General features: G+C 64.2%; 14 protein-coding genes. 8 read left to right on the top strand and 6 right to left on the bottom strand.

The window, feature by feature from the left end; all coding sequences use genetic code 11:
• The first annotated feature begins 38 nt into the window (after positions 1–38).
• Positions 39–1,520, top strand: a complete 1,482-nt coding sequence (locus tag F0M17_RS14385) for a nucleobase:cation symporter-2 family protein (RefSeq protein ID WP_149597393.1) — start codon at positions 39–41, stop codon at positions 1,518–1,520.
• A gap of 70 nt (positions 1,521–1,590) precedes the next feature.
• Here F0M17_RS14385 and F0M17_RS14380 read toward each other — a convergent pair whose 3' ends face one another.
• Positions 1,591–2,481, bottom strand: coding sequence for an SPFH domain-containing protein (locus F0M17_RS14380; protein ID WP_149597392.1), 891 nt, complete (start codon positions 2,479–2,481; stop codon positions 1,591–1,593).
• Positions 2,482–2,615: 134 nt separating this feature from the next.
• On the opposite strand from F0M17_RS14380, the gene F0M17_RS14375 reads away from it, so the two are divergent.
• The gene (locus tag F0M17_RS14375; RefSeq protein WP_149597391.1) at positions 2,616–3,605 is read left to right on the top strand and encodes an aldo/keto reductase; all 990 of its coding nucleotides are present in this window, start codon (positions 2,616–2,618) and stop codon (positions 3,603–3,605) included.
• Positions 3,606–3,627: 22 nt separating this feature from the next.
• On the opposite strand, the gene nirB is transcribed toward F0M17_RS14375, so the two are convergent.
• The gene (nirB, locus tag F0M17_RS14370) at positions 3,628–6,243 is read right to left on the bottom strand and encodes a nitrite reductase large subunit NirB (RefSeq protein WP_149597390.1); all 2,616 of its coding nucleotides are present in this window, start codon (positions 6,241–6,243) and stop codon (positions 3,628–3,630) included.
• A 148-nt stretch (positions 6,244–6,391) separates the two neighbouring features.
• Here nirB and F0M17_RS17695 point away from each other — a divergent pair, with 148 nt between their 5' ends.
• Both F0M17_RS17695 and F0M17_RS14360 read left to right on the top strand, forming a co-directional pair.
• On the top strand, positions 6,392–6,979 hold the full coding sequence (locus F0M17_RS17695) for a nitrite reductase (NAD(P)H) small subunit (protein WP_244213498.1): 588 nt from the start codon (positions 6,392–6,394) through the stop codon (positions 6,977–6,979).
• A 408-nt stretch (positions 6,980–7,387) separates the two neighbouring features.
• Positions 7,388–7,930, top strand: coding sequence for a dihydrofolate reductase family protein (locus F0M17_RS14360; RefSeq protein WP_149597389.1), 543 nt, complete (start codon positions 7,388–7,390; stop codon positions 7,928–7,930).
• Between the two features lie 42 nt (positions 7,931–7,972).
• Here F0M17_RS14360 and F0M17_RS14355 read toward each other — a convergent pair whose 3' ends face one another.
• The 4 genes from F0M17_RS14355 to F0M17_RS14340 are packed head-to-tail and all read right to left on the bottom strand — an operon-like array spanning position 7,973 to position 13,251.
• Entirely contained in the window at positions 7,973–9,463 is a 1,491-nt protein-coding gene (locus tag F0M17_RS14355; RefSeq protein ID WP_149597388.1) for an FAD-dependent oxidoreductase, read from the bottom strand.
• Positions 9,460–11,598, bottom strand: a complete 2,139-nt coding sequence (locus F0M17_RS14350) for a molybdopterin oxidoreductase family protein (protein ID WP_149597387.1) — start codon at positions 11,596–11,598, stop codon at positions 9,460–9,462. The genes F0M17_RS14355 and F0M17_RS14350 overlap by 4 nt, the downstream gene beginning before the upstream one ends.
• A gap of 1 nt (position 11,599) precedes the next feature.
• On the bottom strand, positions 11,600–12,976 hold the full coding sequence (locus F0M17_RS14345; protein ID WP_149597386.1) for an MFS transporter: 1,377 nt from the start codon (positions 12,974–12,976) through the stop codon (positions 11,600–11,602).
• A gap of 17 nt (positions 12,977–12,993) precedes the next feature.
• Positions 12,994–13,251: a hypothetical protein gene (locus F0M17_RS14340; protein WP_149597385.1), complete on the bottom strand. Its 258-nt coding sequence runs from the start codon at positions 13,249–13,251 to the stop codon at positions 12,994–12,996.
• A 161-nt stretch (positions 13,252–13,412) separates the two neighbouring features.
• Between F0M17_RS14340 and F0M17_RS14335 the strand changes: the two genes are divergently transcribed.
• The 4 genes from F0M17_RS14335 to xdhB all read left to right on the top strand — a co-directional run bounded on the left by F0M17_RS14335 (position 13,413) and on the right by xdhB (position 19,518).
• Positions 13,413–13,898: a nucleoside deaminase gene (locus tag F0M17_RS14335; RefSeq protein ID WP_149597384.1), complete on the top strand. Its 486-nt coding sequence runs from the start codon at positions 13,413–13,415 to the stop codon at positions 13,896–13,898.
• A 13-nt stretch (positions 13,899–13,911) separates the two neighbouring features.
• Positions 13,912–15,414, top strand: coding sequence for an NCS2 family permease (locus F0M17_RS14330; protein WP_149597383.1), 1,503 nt, complete (start codon positions 13,912–13,914; stop codon positions 15,412–15,414).
• A 271-nt stretch (positions 15,415–15,685) separates the two neighbouring features.
• Complete coding sequence (locus F0M17_RS14325; protein WP_149597382.1) at positions 15,686–17,188, top strand: xanthine dehydrogenase small subunit; 1,503 nt, start codon at positions 15,686–15,688, stop codon at positions 17,186–17,188.
• On the top strand, positions 17,185–19,518 hold the full coding sequence (gene xdhB / locus F0M17_RS14320; protein ID WP_149597381.1) for a xanthine dehydrogenase molybdopterin binding subunit: 2,334 nt from the start codon (positions 17,185–17,187) through the stop codon (positions 19,516–19,518). Before F0M17_RS14325 ends, xdhB begins: the two co-directional genes overlap by 4 nt.
• Positions 19,519–19,520: the final 2 nt, after the last annotated feature.

Raw genomic sequence — 19,520 nt, 5'->3', positions numbered from 1 at the left:
ATGCGCCATTCCGCAGTCCACCGAAGAGGAAATTCCCCATGAGTGCTGCCCGCAGCCAAGCCGCTGAGAGCATCAGACCAGAAGACGAACGCCTGCCTGCCCATAAAACCGTGGCCTACGGTTTCCAGCATGTGCTGACCATGTACGGCGGCATCATCGCACCGCCGCTGGTGATGGGTGGCGCCGCGGGCATGGACACAGCCGAAATGGGTGTGCTCGTTGCCAGCTGCCTGTTCATCGGCGGCCTGGCCACCATCCTGCAAACCCTGGGCGTGCCGTTCTTCGGCGCCCAGCTGCCGCTGGTCCAGGGCACGTCCTTCTCCGGCGTGGCTACCATGATCGCCATCCTCAACGGCGGGGGAGGCATGCCGGCAGTATTCGGCGCGGTGCTTGCCTCGGGCGCCATCGGCATCATCATCGCCCCGTTCTTCGCCAAGCTGCTGCGCTTCTTCCCGCCGGTGGTCACCGGCGTGGTGATCACGATTATCGGCGTCTCGCTCTTCCCGGTCACCGCCGACTGGGCCATGGGCGGTGCCAGTGCCGGGGATTCCTACGGCTCGCTGAAGAATATCGCGCTGGCCGCTATCACCCTGCTGATCCTGCTGGCCTTGTCCAAGTCCGGCGTCCCGGCGCTTTCGCGCCTGTCGATCCTGCTGTCCATCGCGCTGGGCACCCTGGTGGCAGTGTTCCTGGGCATGGCTGATTTCTCCCAGGTGCTCACCGGCGACATCTTTGCGGTTCCCACGCCCTTCGCCTTCGGCGCCCCGGTCTTCGAAATCGGTGCCATCATCTCGATGATGATCGTCATCCTGGTGACCTACACCGAAACCCCCGCGGACATGCTGGCGGTGGCCGAGGTGACCGGCTCCAAGGTGGATTCGCGGCGCATCGCCAACGGCCTGCGTGCCGACATGCTCTCCTCCACCGTCGCCCCGATCTTCAACACCTTCACCCAGTCGGCCTTCGCGCAGAATGTGGGCCTGGTGGCGATTACCGGTGTGAAGAGCCGCTTCGTGGTGGCCGCCGGCGGCGGCATTCTGGTGGTCCTCGGCCTGCTGCCGGTGCTCGGCCGAGTGGTCGCCTCCATCCCCGCCCCGGTGCTGGGCGGTGCCGGCGTGGTGCTGTTCGGCTCGGTGGCAGCGGCAGGCATCCGCACCTTGGCCAAGGCCAAGGACGACAACATGAACATGCTGATCATCGCGACTTCGCTGGCCTTCGGCTGCATCCCGATGGTCAAGCCTGATTTCTACGCCGAATTCCCCGCTTGGGTCGGCACCATCTTCCAATCCAGCATCTCCTCGGCCACCATCATGGCCGTGCTGCTGAACATCATCTTCAATGAGCTGAACTGGGGCAAGCAGGAAACCTCGTTGCGCACCGTCTACAAGTACCAGCTGGCCGGCCTCGAAGACGGCGACCGCCTGATCGATGGGAAGCTGTACGACTCGAAGGGCCTGGAAATCCAGGTCATCTCGGAGCAGCCGGGCCACGCCGGCGACCGGCCGATGCCGCAAGGCTAGCGGCAGCGCCCATCACCAAAAGCCAAACGCCCCAGTTCAATGAACTGAGGCGTTTTGGACGTGAGTGGCTTTACTGGCTGGAGTCCTTCTGCTTGTCACCGGTCATGGTGATCGGCTGGACGCCGGAATTGGGGAAGCAGCCGATGGGGCTCTGGCCGGACTCGGCCACGATATCCAGGCATTTGGATGTCAAGGTCTCCGGGGTCAGCGAGCGTTCCAGGATCTTGTTGGCTTCGGCTTCGGCCTCGCTGGTCTGTTTGCGCTGCTGGGCCACGCGGGTCTTGGCGGTTTCCGCCTGCAGCTCGTTGATGCGGTTCTGCGTCGGCTCATCGAAATTGATGATCGGCAAGGTGACCGAGCGGATCTCGATCTGGGTCTTGACCTTGGCCTGCATCTTTTCCTGCACGGACTTCGCCAGTCCTTCCAGGTCCTGGCCGCCGCTGGCGGGTTCGCCGTATTCCAGTGGATCGTAGGTGGCCATGACCTCGTTCAGCGCGGCACGGAAGTTGCGGTCGACCAAATTGGACTGGATGCCCTCGAAGGTGCGGTAATCCAGGAAAACATCCATGGCATCATCGGTCTTCAGCTGCCACTGGATGGACGCATCCACATTGGCGCGGCCGTTGTTGCCCAGCCGGACCGGGATGGCACTGTCGGCTGAGTAGACATCGTTCTGCACCGACCCATCCAGCTTTTCGACCTTTTCCCATGGCCACTTCAGATGGAAGCCGTTGCTGACCACGGAGGTCGGCTTGCCCAGCGCGACCTTCACGCCGACGGTGCGTGGCTGCACGATGGTGGTGGACATGATGGCCAGCACGATCAGTGACACGATGAAAACGGTGATTCCGGTGAAGCGGGTGGCGGCACGATTCTTGTTTTCCGGTTTCATGGCCTTTCCGGCAAGCAAGACAAGCAATCCTGCGATGGCGCAAAGGACGGTAATGATGGTGGGGAACATGATCTCCTCGATGACGTGATGGTATTCAATATTCTATCGTTTAGATAATTGAGAACCGTTTTGGACACGGCAACGCGGCGAAGGAGATTTTGCCATCCCAGGGAAATCGTGCTGCGCAAACTAGAATTGTTGGCATGCAACAACGAGAACTTGGACGTACCCACCGCAACGTATCGGCCATTGGCCTGGGCACCTGGCAGCTCGGCGCCGACTGGGGGTCAGTCGATGAAGCCGACGCGCTGGCCGTGCTCGATGCCGCCTATGACGCCGGGGTGAACTTCTTCGACACCGCCGACGTGTACGGGGATGGCCGTAGCGAGCAGCTGATCGGCACCTGGCTGAAGGCCAACCCGGATGCGGACATTACCGTCGCCACCAAGATGGGCCGCCGCGTGGAGCAGGTGCCCGAGAACTACAACCTGGACGCCTTCCGTGCGTGGAATGACCGTTCCCGCAAGAACCTCGGCGTGGACACCCTGGACCTGGTCCAGCTGCACTGCCCGCCCACCCCGGTGTACTCCAGCGATGAGATTTACGATGCGCTGGACAGCATGGTGGATGAGGGACGTGTGGCGAACTATGGCGTTTCGGTGGAAACCGTGGACGAGGCGCTGACGGCGATTGCCCGCCCGAACGTCGCTACCGTGCAGATCATCATCAACGCTTTCCGCCACAAGCCGCTGGACACCGTGCTGCCGGCAGCCCGCGAGGCCGGGGTAGGCATCATTGCCCGCGTGCCGCTGGCCAGCGGACTGCTGGCCAACCGCTACACGCTGCAGACCGAGTTCGCCAAGGATGACCACCGCAACTTCAACCGCGACGGCTCCTCCTTCGACGTCGGCGAGACCTTCTCAGGCGTGGACTATGCCACCGGGCTTGAAGCAGCTGGCGAGTTCGCGAAGCTGGCCGCCGCCGAGGCGCCGGCGGCAACCAGCGCGCAGGTGGCTTTGGCCTGGCTGGCGGCCCAGGACGGGGTGAGCACCATCATTCCCGGCGCCCGCTATGCGCAGCAGGCCCGCGCCAATGCGGCAGCCGGTTCGCTGCAGATCTCCGAGGGCTTCAATGCCTCGGTCCGCGATCTCTACGACGCCAAGCTGCGCGAGCAGATCCACCCGCGCTGGTAGCAGCGCGGGTGGGAGACAGCTCCTAGGTTCGCGGCGCCCCGACCGGGATGCTGGCACCTAGTGCCACCGGCTCGGCGGGGCGCTGCTGCCCCCGCTCGGAAATGTATTCCAGTTCGGTATCCGGTGCGGCGGTGTTCACGAAGGAGCGGAAGCGCTTGAGCTTGACCGGGTCGGCCAAGGTGGCAGCCCACTCATCCTCGTAATTGGCCACGTGGGCTTCCATGGCAGCTTCCAGCTCTTCGGCCAACCCCAGCGAATCCTCGATCACCACCTGCTTGGCGCGCTCCAGCCCGCCGTCCAGGTCCTGGAGCCAATGCGCGGTACGCTGCAGCTTGTCCGCGGTGCGGATGTAGTACATCAGGTAGCGGTCGATGTACTTGAACAGCGTCTGCTCATCCAGGCCGCCGGCGAGCAGCTGGGCGTGCGCCGGGTTGGCGCCGCCATTGCCGCCCACATACAGGTTCCAGCCATCGGTCGTGGCGATGACGCCGATATCCTTGGCGCGGGCCTCGGCGCATTCGCGGGCGCAGCCGGAGACGCCCATCTTCAGCTTGTGCGGTGCGCGCAGGCCGCGGTAGCGCAGCTCCATCTCGATGCCCAGCGCGGTGGAATCGAGCATGCCGTACCGGCACCAGGAGGAACCCACGCAGGTCTTCACATTGCGCAGCGACTTTCCGTAGGCTTGTCCGGATTCGAAACCGGCATCCACCAGCTCGCGCCAGATCTCCGGCAGCTGCTCCAGCCGGGCGCCGAACATGTCGATGCGCAGGCCGCCGGTGAGCTTCGTGTACAAGCCGTACTTCTGCGCCACCGCCGCAATCACGCCTAGCTTTTCCGGGGTGATCTCCCCGCCCGGGATGCGCGGGACCACCGAGTAAGTGCCGTCCTTCTGCATATTTGCCAGCACGCGGTCGTTGGTGTCCTGGGCGCCGGCAAGTCCTGCGTCCATCGGGTGCACGCTGGTCTGCGAGGAGAGGATGTTGGCGATGACCGGCTTGCAGATATCGCAGCCCTTGCCGGTGCCGAAACGCTCCATCACCTCGCCGAAGGCCTGCAACCCGGCCACACGGATGGCTTCGTAGAGTTCCGGGCGGGAGAAGGAAATATGCTCGCACAGGGCGGTGGATACTTCCGCACCGTCCTTGAGCATCTGTGCTTCCATGACCTTCTTGAGCATCGGAACGCAGGAGCCGCACTGGGTGCCGGCACGGGTGCACCCCTTCAGCCCGGAAACGGTGGTCACCGGCGCTTCGCCCTCGAAGCAGCCGCAACCGGAGACGGCATCGCGGATGGTGCCGGCGGTGACCGAATTGCAGGAGCACAGCGTCGCGTCATCGGGCAGTTCGCCCTCCGGCGCTTCGCCGCCCAATGCGCTCAGGTAAGCGCCTGGTTCGCCGGGCAGTTCCCGGCCGAGCAGCGGACGCAATGACTGGTACGGGGTGGCATCTCCCACGAAGATGCCGCCGAGCAGGGTCTTGGCGTCGGAGGACACCACGAGCTTCTGGTACAGGCCACGCGGGGCATCCGCGTAGACCACTTCCAATGCACCCTCGGCTCGGGCGAAGCCGTCGCCGAAGCTGGCAACGTCCACCCCGGAGAGCTTGAGCTTGGTGGCAGTGTCGAAGCCGGCGAATTCGGCCTCGCCGCCGGCCAACTGCTCGGCCACGATTTCAGCCATGGCGTTGGCCGGCGCGACCAGGCCGATGCAGAATCCCTCGTAGTTCGCAACCTCTCCAATGGCCCAGATGTGCTCGATATCCGTGGCGCAATGCGAATCGATGACCACGCCGCCGCGCGGACCCATGCCGAAGCGGGGCGCTTCGCTGCCGGAATCGTCCAGGGCCGCGTTGTAGTTGCGGATCAGCTCATCGCGGGGTCGTACGCCGATCGACACGATGACCATGTCGGCTTCGATCACGCGTTCATCTGCCATCAGCACTCCGGTAACTACTCGGCTGCCGGAGCCCTGGCTGGTCAGGATCTCCTGCGGGAAGACCCCGTTGTGGACGGTGAAACCTGTCTGCTCAATGAGCCGGCCCATGGCTTGGCCAGCACCTTCATCCAGCTGGGTGCCCATCAGCCACTTGCCGCCGTCAATGACGACAGCTTCGGCCCCCAGCGCCTGGGCACCTGCGGCGGCTTCCAATCCAAGCAGCCCGCCGCCGATGGTGGCCACCACCGGGGCGCGGCCGAGCGTGGTTGAAAGCTCCTTGACCTTCTCAGCGATGGACCAGACATCTTCCAGCGTGCGATAGACGAACGTGTGCTCGTTGCCGGCGATGGGCAAGGTGGCAGCGTTGGATCCGGTGGCGAGCACCAATTCGTCATATGCGAAGCTGCGTCCATCGGCGGTGGCGACCGTGCGCTGTGTGCTGTCGATAGCCACGGCCTTGGCGTTGGTTTCCAAGGTGACATGCTCAGCTTCCCAGAGCTTCGGATCGCCGAGGGTGAGATCCACCCCGGGGTTGGTCAACGCTTGGGAGAGGGCCACGCGGTCATAGGGTAGGTGGCTTTCCTCGGTCAGTACCGTGATGTGCAGATCTTGTGGTGCGCGGCTGGCCAAGGCTTCGGTGAAGCGGTGGGCCGCGGGGCCGCCGCCGATGACCAGGATGTTGCGTGCAGTGTGTGTTGTACCCATGATCTATTTCGACTTTCGCTGGGAAACGGTGAGTTTCTGGCTGATGAGACCACTGTAGAAAGTTCGTTTTGCACGGCAATTACCCTTGTGTTTCGGTCGGCGCAATTCTCTCCACCATGAGTCAATTCCGTAGTGAAGGCGCTGAAACATGAACGAATCATTCGGCCAGGAATTCGATTTCTCCAAGGGAAGGCAACATCAAAATCCGGCGGAATTCCGGCAGGATTTTCGATTCACGTCGATCGAAATTGCTGTTAGCGATGCTTTACCGACCAGCAATCGCGTTGGGCATCGAGCGAAACATGCGGCTTCTAAGCTCGATTTGTCAGCGAAAACCAAACACGAAGGACTGGGAATCATGAGCACGCAAATCGAAGAAGACACAAGTGAAGCTACGTTGAGCTTGGAGCCGCTGTGCCGCAGCGCAGAGCTGGAGCGCGGATGGGGAGAAGCGCTCTGGCTCGAGACCACGCAGCTGGCCCTTTTCCGCACCGAAGAAGACGCCTTCTTCGCAACCTCGCATCATTGCCCGACCAGCGGCGCGAAGGTCATGGCCCGTGGAATTCTGGGGGACACCGTGGTCGATGGCGATTCCGTGGCCACGGTAGCCTGCCCGCTGCACAAGGAAGTGTACCGACTGGATACCGGGGAATGCCTGAACGCCGATTCGCTGCCGCTGCCGGTGCAGCGGCTCATGGAAATCGAAGGACAGCTATGGATGGAGCAGATCAAATGAGCATCAAATCTGAGTGCAGCCTGAACGTGGAACATTCGGCCTGGCAAGGCTGGTTCGAAATCCTCGACGAGACGGAATCGCTTGCAACCAATTAGCTCCAGTCAGCGTACCGTCCAGCAACGGGGCGGAAGACCAAGACAACCCGCATCATCAACTAATCGCAGGGACGAAAGCCAGAGGCTTTCGTCCCTGCGTCATTTGGCAGCGTGCAGCATCCGGCTAGGAGCAAAGATGCCAGCAGGGTGGGGCCACGGACGTAGGCAGCCACAGCTGCGTGATGCTCCGCAACGGGGGTCTAGCCAGCGCACCAGCGGCTGCCCTAGGGTGGCACGTAGCAAGGCGGTCGGCTCGCTGGATTCCTGGCCGATTATCGTTGACAGCCTTTCCCTGGTGAAAAGGAACGAAGCTATGGCCACTGTGATTATCCATGCGACCATCACCCTCGATGGGTTTCTCGCCGATGCTGAGGGTGGGGTGGACTGGATGTTTGGCCGTCCCTCCGCCCCCGAAGATGATGGGGTCGTTGCCTTGGTCATGGAGAAGATCGGAGCCATTGTCGGCGGTGCGAATCGGACGCAAACGATCGAGGAGGGCGAAATCCCTTATGGAGGGATGCTTCAGGTCCCGGTATACCTGATGACTCATACAGCCACTGAGCCGGTGGTACGCGACGGCATCACCTACACCTTCGTTGTTGATGACATTGCCGGCGCAGTGGAATCAGCCACGCAGGATGCCAAAGGCGGTTTTGTCAGCTTGCTGGGCGGGAAAATATCGCGGCAGTGCCTTGCCCTGGGATTGGTCGACGAGCTGCACCTGGATATCGCCCCGGTATTGCTTGGCGGTGGCATATCCTTGTTCGAAGGTTTGGGGCAGCATATCGAGCTGGAACGCATTCAGACTTCGGCTTTCGCTAGCGAAGTGCATCTGGCGTACCGGGTGCTTAGCTGATCAGCTCTGCAACGTACCAGGAGCCGACAGCCCTCAGGGTCGTTATGCCACGGCGGGAGCGTTGGCCAGCAGTTCCTCGATTTTCGCTTTGCACCCTCCGCATCCGGTGCCTGCGCGGCAGCTTTCGCCCACCTGCGCGATGGTGGTGCAGCCAGCGCCCACCGCATGGGCCACTTGGCCATAGGTGGCACCCGAGCATCGGCAGAGCTGGTCTTCATCGCTGGGGATCGCAGAGATCTGTTCAGTTGCCGGATCATCCAGCCGCAGCAAGGTCGAACGATCTTCAGGAAGCGCGGTACCGCGCTCATAAGCCAGCGCAAGTTCTGCACTGGCTTGCGGCAAGCCCATGGCCAGGAATCCGGTGACCGCATCCTGCCGGGAGACGATCTTGAGATAGCGTCCGCGCGCAGGATCCGCGTAAACGGTTGCCTGCAGGTCTGAGTCGTCCCAATACCCGGCGCTGATATCGCCGGCCGCGGTTACCTCGATGCCTTGTCCCTTGAGCATCAGCACATCGGACGCGGAGAAGTCCGGGGCAGGAAGCGGTTCGGCAGGTCCCGAACCGAACAGCTGCGAAAAGTACTGGGACAGCCATGCGGCCTGGGCCCACCCCGGGGCCAGCAAGCCAACCGGCGGCCGCCCGGCAACTTCGGCGCAGTCACCCACGGCAAAAATTCGTTGCTCGGTGTCGGCGCAGAGGAATTCGTCGGTCTTGATGCCACGGCCTACGGTCAAACCGCAGCCGGTGGCTAGCTCGGTTCTCGCCCGCACACCGGTGGAAATGAGCAGGGCGTCAGCTTGGACCAGTCCGTGGGTGGAGGTCATCAGCCCGGCGAATTCTTGCTCATCCTTTTGAATGCCAGTGGCCTTCACTCCGGAGATCACCTCGACGCCGGCGTCGCGCAGATTCCGTGCCAGCAGCGCCCCGCCGTCTGCGTCCACGACCCGTCCCAAGGGTGCTGGGCCATGGTGCACCAGCACCGGTTGCGCCCCCGTAGTGGCAATGGCCAAGGCGGCTTCGATACCCAGTACACCGCCACCCAGAACTGCAATGCGCCGGCCGGGCCCGAGCGATTCCCGCAGCTGATGGGCATCATCCACCGTGCGCAGGGCAAAGACCCCGGCAGGCAGGGAAGTTTCCGCATGCGGATCGAAGTTCAGGCCGTTGAGCGTCGGGACTACAGCCCGGGCACCGGTAGCGAAGACCAGACGGTCATAGGAAATATGGCCAGCGTCCTGCAGATGGACCCGGCGCCGCGAACGGTCGATGCCGGTGGCCCGCACACCCAAGCGCACCTCGACTCCGGCATCTGCCAGCCGTTGGGGATCTATCATGCCCAGATGCTCGAGCTCGGCGGCGCCGACGGCCAGCTCAGCGAGCAGCACGCGGTTGTAGGCCAGATGTTCTTCGGCGCTGATGATGGTGATGGCGCATTGGCCGGCCGCCGCGGCCGGGAGCAGCCCCTCGACGAGGGATGCGGCGACGGGGCCGAAGCCGATGATGACGATGCGTTGCGGGCGTTGCTCGGTCATTGTTCCTCTTCCACAGCGTTCAGCGAAACATGGGCGTGCTTGAATTCAGGCATCCTGCTGTGCGGGTCAACCTTGGCCTCGGTCAGCAGGTTCGCGGTCCCCGCCCCCGGGTAGTGGAACGGCAGGAAGACCGTGTCCAGCCGGGCATCAGCGGTCAGCAGGGCTCGGGCGGTCACCTCACCGCGTTCATTGCTGATCACGACCTTCTGCCCCTGGGCAATCTGGTGGGACAATGCGGTTGCCGGATGGATTTCCAGCAGTGGTTCCGGTGCGGCTTGGGCCAGCTCGGCAACCCGGCGAGTCTGCGCGCCGGACTGGTAGTGCTCCAGCAGACGGCCGGTCACCAGGGAGACGGTAGCGCTGGTATTCTTCCGGGGTGCCGGCTGGAATGCCACTGGAACCAGCACTGCACGCCGGTCGGCATGGGCAAAGCCGTCAAGGAACAAGCGAGGGGTGCCATTGCGGACGCCGGGCTCGGCCCGCACCTCGGTGCCTGCAGGGCACGGCCAATAGATAGCGGCACCGGCATCCAAGTCATCCCACCGCACCCCCGAGTAATCCGCCAAGCCGCCGGCTGACGCTTCTTTGAGTTCTTCGAAGACTTCCCGTGGGGCGGGGGAGAAGCGGCCGGGAGCGTCCAGCCGCTGGGCGAGCTGGGAGAGGATCCACAGTTCGCTGCGCGCATTTCCCGGTGCCTCCAAGGCGGCGCGGCGGCGCAGGATCCGGCCCTCCAAGTTGGTCATGCTGCCTTCCTCTTCGGCCCATTGCAGCACCGGCAGCACCAGGTCTGCCTGGGCTGCAGTTTCCGATAGGAAGAAGTCACAGACCACGAGGAAATCGAGGCTGGCCAGTGCCCGGCTCACCTTCGAGGCATCGGGTGCGGAGATCACCGGGTTGGCCCCGTGGATCATCATCATGCGCGGACCGGTTGGGGTGCCCAGCGCTTCGAGCAGCTCAACGGCAGGTAGCCCGGGACCGGGGATGATTTCGGGTTCCACGCCCCAGACTCGGGCCACCTGTGCACGGTGTTCCGGGTCGGTGATCTTGCGGTAGCCGGGAAGCTGGTCGCACTTCTGCCCGTGCTCCCGGCCGCCCTGCCCATTGCCCTGGCCGGTGATGGTGCCGTAGCCGCCGGCCAAGGTTCCCGGCAGGCCGAGCAGCAGGGCGAGGTTGATTGCGGCGGTGACCGTATCGGTGCCGTTGGCATGTTGTTCTATGCCTCGGCCGGTGAGGATGTAGACGGGCTTGCCGCCGGCCTTCGCTTCGCTAGCCGCCTGGGCCAGGGCCCGGGCGGTGCGCCGGATCTGCTCGGCGGGAACGCCGGTGACCTGGGCGGTTCGTTCGGGCCACCAGCCGGCCAACGAGGCTTTCACCGCGTCGAAACCATTGGTGCGGGCGGCCAGATAACCGGTGTCGACCAGGGACTCCGCCACCAGCACGTGGGCTAAGCCCAGCAGCAGCGGCAGGTCGGTGGCCGGGGTGGGCTGCAAGTGCCAGCCGGCATTATCTTCGCAGAGCTTGGCGGTTGCCGAACGCCGCGGATCAACCACCACCAGCCCGCCGTTCTCACGCGCCCCGGCCAAATGCCGGACAAAAGGCGGCATCGTGTCGGCGACGTTGGAACCGAGCATCAGGATCATCCCCGCCTCATCCAGATCCGCCAGCGGGAACGGCAAACCGCGGTCCAGGCCAAAGGCGCGGTTGGTGCCCGCGGCAGCCGAGGACATGCAGAACCGGCCGTTATAGTCGATGCGCGACGTGCCCAGGGCCAGCCGCGCGAACTTGCCCAGCTGGTAGGCCTTTTCGTTGGTCAGCGATCCGGAACCGAAAACCGCCAGCGCATCAGCACCGGATTCGGCCCGGATAGCCCGGGCCTTGTCTGCCACCAGATCCAATGCCTGCTCCCAGCCGATCGGTGCAAGGCTGCCATCGGCTTGGCGGAGCATAGGTGCCTGCAGGCGTTCGGGATGATCCAGCAGCGTCGCGGCGCTGTACCCTTTCCGGCACAGCGCCCCGCCGTTGGTTTCGAAGTCGCGGCCCTTCAAGCTCACCGGCTCAGGGGATTCGGCCTGCGTGCTGCGTTCGAGGGTGATGCCGCACTGCAGGGCGCAGTAGGGGCAATGGGTGGCGGTCATCCTAGACTCCGTGCTTCGCGAAGCGGGTGCCGGGCCGCGCATAGGTGAACCATGCGGTGGCCATGAGCAGCAGGTAGGCGGCGATGAAGATGATGAATGCCGCGGTGTAGGCTCCCGTCGTGGAAACGGACAGGCCCAAGGCTTGCGGAATCAGGAAGCCGCCGTAGGCGCCGATGGCCGAGATCAATCCGAGCGCGGCAGCAGCCTTGCGGGAAGAATCCACTTGTCCGGCCTGCTGTCCCTGGCCGCTCAGGGCAAAGACTGCCGGGATCATGCGATAGGTCGAGCCATTGCCGATGCCGCTTGCGGTGAAGAGCAGCAAGAACAAGGCGAGGAAGACCCAGAAGTTCGCCCGGGGCAGGCTGAGCACCAGCGCGGCGGTAATCACGGCCATGGCGGCGAAGGTGGCCACGGTGATGCGTGCGCCTCCGAGCTTGTCGGCGATCTTACCGCCGTACGGGCGGGCCAGCGATGCGACCAGCGGGCCGAGGAAGGCCAAGGTGATGGTGGCGGTGCCCAGCGGCAAGGCAGCGTATTCCGGGAAGGTGTCAACGATCAGCTTGGGGAAGACTGCCGAGAATCCAATGAAGGAGCCGAAGGTCCCCACATACAGCGCCGAAATGATCCACAGGTGCTTTTCCCTCAGGCAGGCTACCGCGCCACGGATATCCGAGCGTGCCGATGACAGATTGTGCATGTACTTCCAGGCGCCCCACGCGGAGAGCAGAACCAGCGGGATCCAGAGCAACCCAGCCAGCGGGAGCTGCAGCGCCCCGGCGGCGAACACCGTGACAATGACCGGCACGAGCAGCTGGGCGACGGCGGCGCCGAGGTTGCCGCCGGCAGCATTCAGGCCCAGCGCCCAGCCCTTGCGGGCGGCGGGGTAGAAGTAGGTGATATTTGCCATTGACGAGGCGAAGTTGCCTCCGCCGAAGCCGGTCAGTGCCGCCAGGCTGAGCATGACCCAGAACGGCGTGGACGCATCGGCCAGCGCGAGCGTGATTCCGCCGGCAGGAATCAGCAGGAGCAATGCGGAAATCACTGTCCAATTGCGTCCGCCGAACCGGGCGACCATGAACGTGTAGGGGATGCGCAGCGTCGCTCCGACGAGGCTCGGAATGGAGATCAGCCAGAACAGTTCGGTGGTGCTGTAGCTGAATCCGGCGGCCGGGAGATAGACCACGATGATGGCGAAAAGCTGCCATACGCTGAAACCGAGGAACTCGGCGAAGATGGACCACCTGAGGTTCTGGCTGGCTACCGCTGATCCTGTGTGCTTCCAGAAGGCAGGATCCTCCGGGGTCCAATTGCTGACCCAGCGTCCCGGCTGGATGTCCAGTGCCTGCGATGTGCCAGATGCTTCTAGCTGTGCGCTCACGCTACCCGATCCCTTCTCTAGCGTTTGTTGCTTCTGAGCTTTTCAAACAGGTATTTCACCGAGGTGCTCAGGTTGTTGCGCCGAAGGGAACTTAATTTCACCCGGGCGATCGGGGAGCCGATAGGCGGCTGTAACGTGTTGGAAACCCGGGTGGAAAGGCCGGTATCCAGTTGGGGTTTTGAGGTGCTGGCAGCAACGGGGTTGCTTGTAAACACTGCCGCTTTTTTGTTCAGGATGCGAAAAAGCGATTTCAAAAAAAGTGTTGCGTGCGTCACATGCCGTTGGTAATCTCGTAGCTGTCTATGGCGGGCACCCACCTGATGGGTCGCTATCTACCGGGCATGCAACTGATCGATTTCAGGTGACAAGCGCAACCGGAAGCTAGCGCCAAGCAATGCGCTGCGGTGGTCTTGTCCAAAGCATGAGGAGCTGCGCGATGAGCGTTACTACCACTGGCCAAGACTATCTTTCGATGGCCATCGATATTGCCACCACAAATGTCCACAACTCCGGCGGGCCCTTTGGCGCCGTCGTGGTCACACCCGATGGACAGGTCTTCGAAGGGGTCAACCGCGTCACAGCCAACAATGATCCTTCGGCCCACGCCGAGGTGGTGGCCATCCGCACCGCGGCCGCTGCGCTAGGGACCTTCGATTTGAGCGGCTGCGTGCTCTACAGCAGCTGCGAACCCTGCCCGATGTGCCTGGCCACCTCGCTGTGGGCCCGCATCGGCAAGGTCTTCTTCGCGGCCAGCCGGCATGATGCGGCCGCGGCCGGATTCGACGACGCGGTGTTCCACGACTACTTCGAGGCGAAATCCAACCGCTCGCTGATGCCGGTGAACTGCTTCCAGTCCGAAGGCAACGAGCATCTCAAGCCGTTCACGGCCTGGGACGCCCAGGAAACCCGGACCGACTACTAGAAGGCCCGGGACCATGACCACGACAAGCCGATTGCGGGCTGGCCCCAAGGATGCGCCGCGTGGTGCGAACAAGCCGCGTCCGGGCACGCCGGGCAGCCTGCTGGACAAGTTCTTCAGCATCTCCGAACGCGGATCCACGCTGGCGCGGGAATTGCGCGGCGGGATCGTCACCTTCTTCACGATGGCCTATATCGTGATCCTCAATCCGCTGATCCTCGGCGGATTCAGTGCCGATGCCGCGCCCGTGGACGTGGCAGGCAACTGGCTTCCGGCCGCGCAGGTCGGAGCCATGACCGGGCTGACCGCCGGGGCGATGACCATCCTGTTCGGGCTGGTCGCCAACCTGCCCTTCGGCCTGGCCGCCGGGCTGGGCATCAACTCCTTCCTGGCCGTCTCGGTGATCCAGGACGTCACCTGGCCCGAGGCCATGGGACTGGTGGTGATCAACGGCGTGCTGATCGTCCTGTTCGGGATGACCGGGGTGCGTACCGCGATCTTCCGGGCGATCCCCAAGGACCTGAAAGCCGCCATCACGGTGGGGATCGGCCTGTTCATCACCTTCATCGGGTTCGTGGACTCGGGCTTCGTCACCCGCACCGCCGGCGGGCCGCCGGTGCAGCTGGGCGATGGCGGGTCGATCGTCTCGCTGCCGACCATGGTCTTCGTGGTGGGCCTGCTGATCATGGGCGCGCTGGTGGCCCGCGGAGTGCAGGGCGCGATCCTGATCGGGATCGTGATCTCCACGGCGCTGGCGGTGATTGCCGAATTGGTCTTCAAGATCGGTCCGGCCAGCACCAGCAATCCGCATGGCTGGCACCTGAACATGCCGGTGCTGCAGGGCAACATCGTCTCGCTGCCGGACCTGTCGCTGGCCGGGGACTTCGACCTCTTCGGCTCCTTCGGCCGGATTGGCGCGCTGGCCGCGACCATGCTGGTGTTCACCCTGGTGTTCACGAACTTCTTCGATGCCATGGGCACGATGACCGGTCTGGCGAAGAACGCCGGGCTGGCCCGCAAGGACGGCACCTTCCCGCGGCTGAAGGCGGCCTTTGTCGTCGAGGGCCTGGGTGCGGTGGCCGGAGGCATGGGCTCGTCCTCCTCGAATACCGTCTACGTGGATTCGGCCGCAGGCATCGGGGAAGGTGCGCGCACGGGCCTGGCCTCGGTGATCACCGGGGTGCTGTTCCTCGGCTCGATGTTCTTCACGCCGCTGACCTCGGTAGTTCCCATCGAGGTTGCCGCCGTGGCACTGGTTCTGGTGGGCACTTTGATGTGCGCGCAGATCCGCGAGATCAACTTCAAGCGGTTCTCCAGCGCCATGCCGGCGTTCCTCACCTTGATCACCATGCCGCTGACCTATTCCATTGCCAATGGCATTGGCGCAGGGTTCATCGCGTGGGTGGTGGTGAATACCGCAGCCGGGCGGCACGCCAAGATCCACCCGTTGCTGTGGGTGGTGGCGCTGGGCTTCCTGGTGTACTTCGCCCGAGGGCCCATCACAGCCCTACTGGCCTGAGCCGATACGGGCTATAGTGAGGATCCATCGAGGTGGGCTGGCTCACTTCGACGGTTTGGATGCATGCAGAAAATCCGAAATATGGAGGGCAATCATGGGCGGATGCCTCGCCTGGTCCAAGGGCCAGATCGCGCACGGACACTGACCGCGCCGCAGCACGCGGCGGCACCTTGCCGAGCCTTGAATCGCCGGCAGGGAGCCAGATCCCGACCATCATCCAATTCATACATGGTGCGTCCGGAGATACCCGGGCGCAGGAGGTGTCAGCGGCATGAGCGCCGAGGCAACGCAAGAGACAAAATGCCTGGTTACCGTCAACGGGACGGTGCGGGAATTCGACGGACCGCCGCATGCCAACGCGCTGGACTTCCTGCGCGGACAGCAGCTGATCGGATGCAAGGAAGGCTGCGCCGAAGGCGAATGCGGCGCGTGCTCCATCCTGGTGGCCCGCAGCGACGGGGAGGGCAGCAGGTGGACCGCGGTCAACGCCTGCCTGCTGCCGGCCGCCTCGCTTGACGGCCAGGAAGTGATCACCGCCGAGGGGCTGGGCGGCGTCGCGGACCTGCATCCGGTACAAGCAGAGGTGGCCAATCGCGGAGGATCCCAATGCGGATATTGCACTCCAGGATTCGTCTGCTCCATGGCCGCCGAATACTACCGCCCCGAGCGCACCGCCAGCCCCGCAGTCAGTGCGGAGGCCAGCGGCGAGCACGAGTGCGGACCCAATGGCTTCGACCTGCACGCACTGTCGGGCAATCTCTGCCGCTGCACCGGATACCGTCCGATCCGCGACGCCGCCTACGCGCTGCCCGAGCCCGGGAGCGATGATCCTCTGGCTGCCCGGGTGCGGCGTGGCCCCCCCGACCCGGTAGCCACCGACATCCAGCGCGCCGACACCCCCACCGGGGAAATCGGCCGTTACCGCCGGGCCACCGACCTGGACCAGGCCCTGCAGATCCTGGCCGCCGAACCTGGCACCGTACTGGTGGCCGGGGCCACGGACTGGGGCGTGGAAGTCAACATCAAGGGAGCCCGCGCACGGTCGGTGCTGGCCATCGACCGGCTGCCCGAGCTGCGCCAGATCCACTGGGGCGAGCAGTTCCTGGAACTGGGCGCAGCCTGCACGCTCAGCGAGCTGGAACGCCAGCTCGCCGGGCGCGTTCCGCTTTTGGGCAAGCTCTTCGGGCAGTTCGCTTCCCGGCTGATCCGCAATAGCGCCACCCTGGGCGGAAACCTGGGCACCGGCTCGCCCATTGGCGACACCCCGCCGGCGCTGCTGGCCCTGGAAGCGCAACTGGTGCTCTCCAGCATCAGGGGCAACCGGGTAGTGGCGCTCGCCGAGTACTTCACCGGCTATCGGCAGACCGTGCGGGAGCCGGGGGAGATGATCACCGCGATCCGCATACCGCTGCCGCTGGCCGAACTGACCAGCTTCCAGAAGATCTCCAAGCGTCGCTTCGACGACATCTCATCGGTGGCCGTCGGCTACGCGGTCACGGTGGAAGACGGCGTGATCTCCAAGGCGCGGATCGGGTTGGGCGGCGTGGCAGCAACCCCGCTGCGCGCTAAGGCTACCGAAGAGATGCTGGAAGGAAAGGAATGGAACCTGGACACCATCCGGACCGCCGCAAGCATCATGGGCGAGGAAGGCACCCCGATGGATGACCACCGGGCCAGCGCCAGCTACCGCAAGGCCATGCTGGCCTCTTCGCTGGAACGGTTCTACGCCGAGCAGCTGTCTCGCTCGGGTGCAGGGCAGGAGCAGAACTCATGAGCCAGCTATCCCAACGCCCCGATAACGCAGTGGTCGGCCAGCGCCACCGCCACGAATCCGCCGCCGCGCACGTCACCGGTACCGCACTGTATACCGATGACCTAGCGCAGCGCCTGGCCGGGGTGCTGCATGCCTACCCGGTGCAGTCCACCTGCGCCCACGCGAAAATCCTGGGCCTGGATGCCAGTGCGGCGCTTCAAGTGCCCGGAGTCGTCCGGGTGATTACCGCGGCGGATATTCCCGGAGTCAATGACCAGGGCGCCAAGCATGACGAGCCGCTGCTGCCGGTGGACGAGGTGATGTTCTTCGGACAACCCGTAGCATGGGTCTTGGGCGAAGACCTGGAAGCGGCGAAGGCCGGAGCCAAGGCGGTGAACGTCGACTATGAGCAGCTGGATTCTCTGATCACCATCAAGGAGGCCATCGCGGCCGGCAGCTTCCACGGCATCCAGCCCGAGATCGCCAAGGGGGACCCGGAGGCAGGCTTCGCGCAGTCGGCCCATGTCTTCGACGGAGAATTCGAATTCTCCGGACAGGAGCACTTCTACCTGGAAACGCAGAACTCGCTGGCCATGGTGGATGAGAGCGGACAGATCATGATCCATTGCTCCACCCAGCATCCCACCGAAACCCAGGACATTGTCTCGCATGTGCTGGGCATCAGCGCCCATGAGGTGACCGTGCAAGTGCTGCGCATGGGTGGCGGATTCGGCGGCAAGGAAATGCAGCCCCACGGCTACGCCGCGCTGGCGGCCCTGGGTTCGGTGCTTACCGGGCGTCCGGTGCGGGTGCGGCTGGACCGCACCCTGGACATGACCATGACCGGCAAGCGCCACGGTTTCCATGCCACCTGGAAAATAGGCTTCGACGAGCAGGGCAGGATCCTCGCCCTGCAGACCCAACTGACAGCTGACGGCGGGTGGAGCCTGGATCTGTCCGAACCGGTGCTGACCCGCGCCATGTGCCATATCGACAATTCCTATTGGATCCCGAACGTCAAGGTTTCCGGACGCATCGCCAAATGCCATAAGACCTCGCAAACAGCGTTCCGCGGCTTCGGCGGTCCGCAGGGAATGCTGGTCATGGAAGACATCCTCGGCCGGGTGGCCCCGCAGCTGGGATTGGATCCCAAGGAACTGCGCCGGCGCAACTTCTACACAGAAGGGCAGGACACCCCGTATTACCAGCCGGTGAGGCATCCCGAGCGGCTGGAAGCCGCCTGGAACCAAGTGCTCGACTCGGCAGGCATCGCCGCACGCGAACAACAAATTGCGCAGTTCAACGCCACCCATGAGCACGCCAAAAGGGGATTGGCCTTGACCCCGGTGAAATTCGGAATCTCCTTCAACCTCACCGCCTTCAACCAGGGCGGGGCCCTCGTTCTGGTGTACAAGGACGGTTCGGTACTGGTCAACCACGGCGGTACCGAGATGGGCCAGGGCCTGCACACCAAGATGCTGCAGGTGGCCGCCACCGCGCTGGGCGTGCCGCTGTCCATGGTGCGCAACGCGCCAACGCGCACCGACAAGGTGCCCAACACCTCGGCCACCGCGGCCAGCTCGGGCAGCGACCTGAACGGCGGGGCGGTCAAGGATGCCTGCGAGCAGATCCGGGACCGGCTGGCGCAGGTGGCCGCCGGCATGCTCGGGGTTCCAGCCAAGGATGTCCGCTTCGGCGGCGGCCGGGTCACCGTGCTGGGCAAGGACGAAACCCTGGAATGGACGGACGTGGTCAAGACCGCGTACTTCCAACGAATCCAGCTCTCAGCTTCCGGTTTCTACCGCACCGAGGGGCTGCATTGGGACCTGTCGCGGATGACCGGCAGCCCGTTCAAGTACTTCGCCTACGGGGTGGCGGCCAGCGAGGTGGAAGTCAGCCGCTTTGACGGCTCCTACGTGCTACGCCGCGTGGATATCGTCCATGACGTCGGGGACTCCCTGTCGCCGCTGGTGGATCTGGGGCAGATCGAAGGCGGATTCGTGCAGGGCACCGGCTGGCTGACCTTGGAGGACCTGCGCTGGGACACCTCCGATGGGCCGGGCCGGGGTCGGGTCGCCACCCAGGCCGCGAGCACGTACAAGATCCCGAGCTTCTCCGAGATGCCCGAGATCTTCAACGTCAGCCTGCTACAGAAAGCGCATGAGGAAGGCGCAGTTTACGGTTCCAAGGCTGTGGGGGAGCCTCCGCTGATGCTCGCCTTCTCGGTGCGCGAGGCAATCCGGCAGGCAGTGGCCGCATTTGGGCCCGCCGGCCGCTCCGTGCAGCTGGCGTCCCCGGCAACACCGGAAGCGGTGTTCTGGGCGATCGAATCGGTGGGGGAGGGGCAGTAGCC

This window comes from Glutamicibacter sp. ZJUTW (assembly GCF_008370855.1).
In the GTDB taxonomy this organism is placed as follows: domain Bacteria; phylum Actinomycetota; class Actinomycetes; order Actinomycetales; family Micrococcaceae; genus Glutamicibacter; species Glutamicibacter nicotianae.
Note: the sequence above shows the minus strand (reverse complement) of the source record. Positions and strands in the feature narration are given on the sequence as shown.

What these genes read in the sequence shown, in the direction of transcription:
- F0M17_RS14385 (WP_149597393.1), top strand. Translation starts at nt 39, where the DNA reads ATGAGTGCTGCCCGCAGCCAAGCCGCTGAGAGCATCAGACCAGAAGAC.
- F0M17_RS14325 (WP_149597382.1), top strand. Translation starts at nt 15,686, where the DNA reads ATGAGCGCCGAGGCAACGCAAGAGACAAAATGCCTGGTTACCGTCAAC.
- F0M17_RS17695 (WP_244213498.1), top strand. Translation starts at nt 6,392, where the DNA reads ATGAACGAATCATTCGGCCAGGAATTCGATTTCTCCAAGGGAAGGCAA.
- F0M17_RS14355 (WP_149597388.1), bottom strand. Translation starts at nt 9,463, where the DNA reads ATGACCGAGCAACGCCCGCAACGCATCGTCATCATCGGCTTCGGCCCC.
- F0M17_RS14330 (WP_149597383.1), top strand. Translation starts at nt 13,912, where the DNA reads ATGACCACGACAAGCCGATTGCGGGCTGGCCCCAAGGATGCGCCGCGT.
- xdhB (WP_149597381.1), top strand. Translation starts at nt 17,185, where the DNA reads ATGAGCCAGCTATCCCAACGCCCCGATAACGCAGTGGTCGGCCAGCGC.
- F0M17_RS14350 (WP_149597387.1), bottom strand. Translation starts at nt 11,598, where the DNA reads ATGACCGCCACCCATTGCCCCTACTGCGCCCTGCAGTGCGGCATCACC.
- F0M17_RS14375 (WP_149597391.1), top strand. Translation starts at nt 2,616, where the DNA reads ATGCAACAACGAGAACTTGGACGTACCCACCGCAACGTATCGGCCATT.
- F0M17_RS14380 (WP_149597392.1), bottom strand. Translation starts at nt 2,481, where the DNA reads ATGTTCCCCACCATCATTACCGTCCTTTGCGCCATCGCAGGATTGCTT.
- F0M17_RS14360 (WP_149597389.1), top strand. Translation starts at nt 7,388, where the DNA reads ATGGCCACTGTGATTATCCATGCGACCATCACCCTCGATGGGTTTCTC.
- nirB (WP_149597390.1), bottom strand. Translation starts at nt 6,243, where the DNA reads ATGGGTACAACACACACTGCACGCAACATCCTGGTCATCGGCGGCGGC.
- F0M17_RS14335 (WP_149597384.1), top strand. Translation starts at nt 13,413, where the DNA reads ATGAGCGTTACTACCACTGGCCAAGACTATCTTTCGATGGCCATCGAT.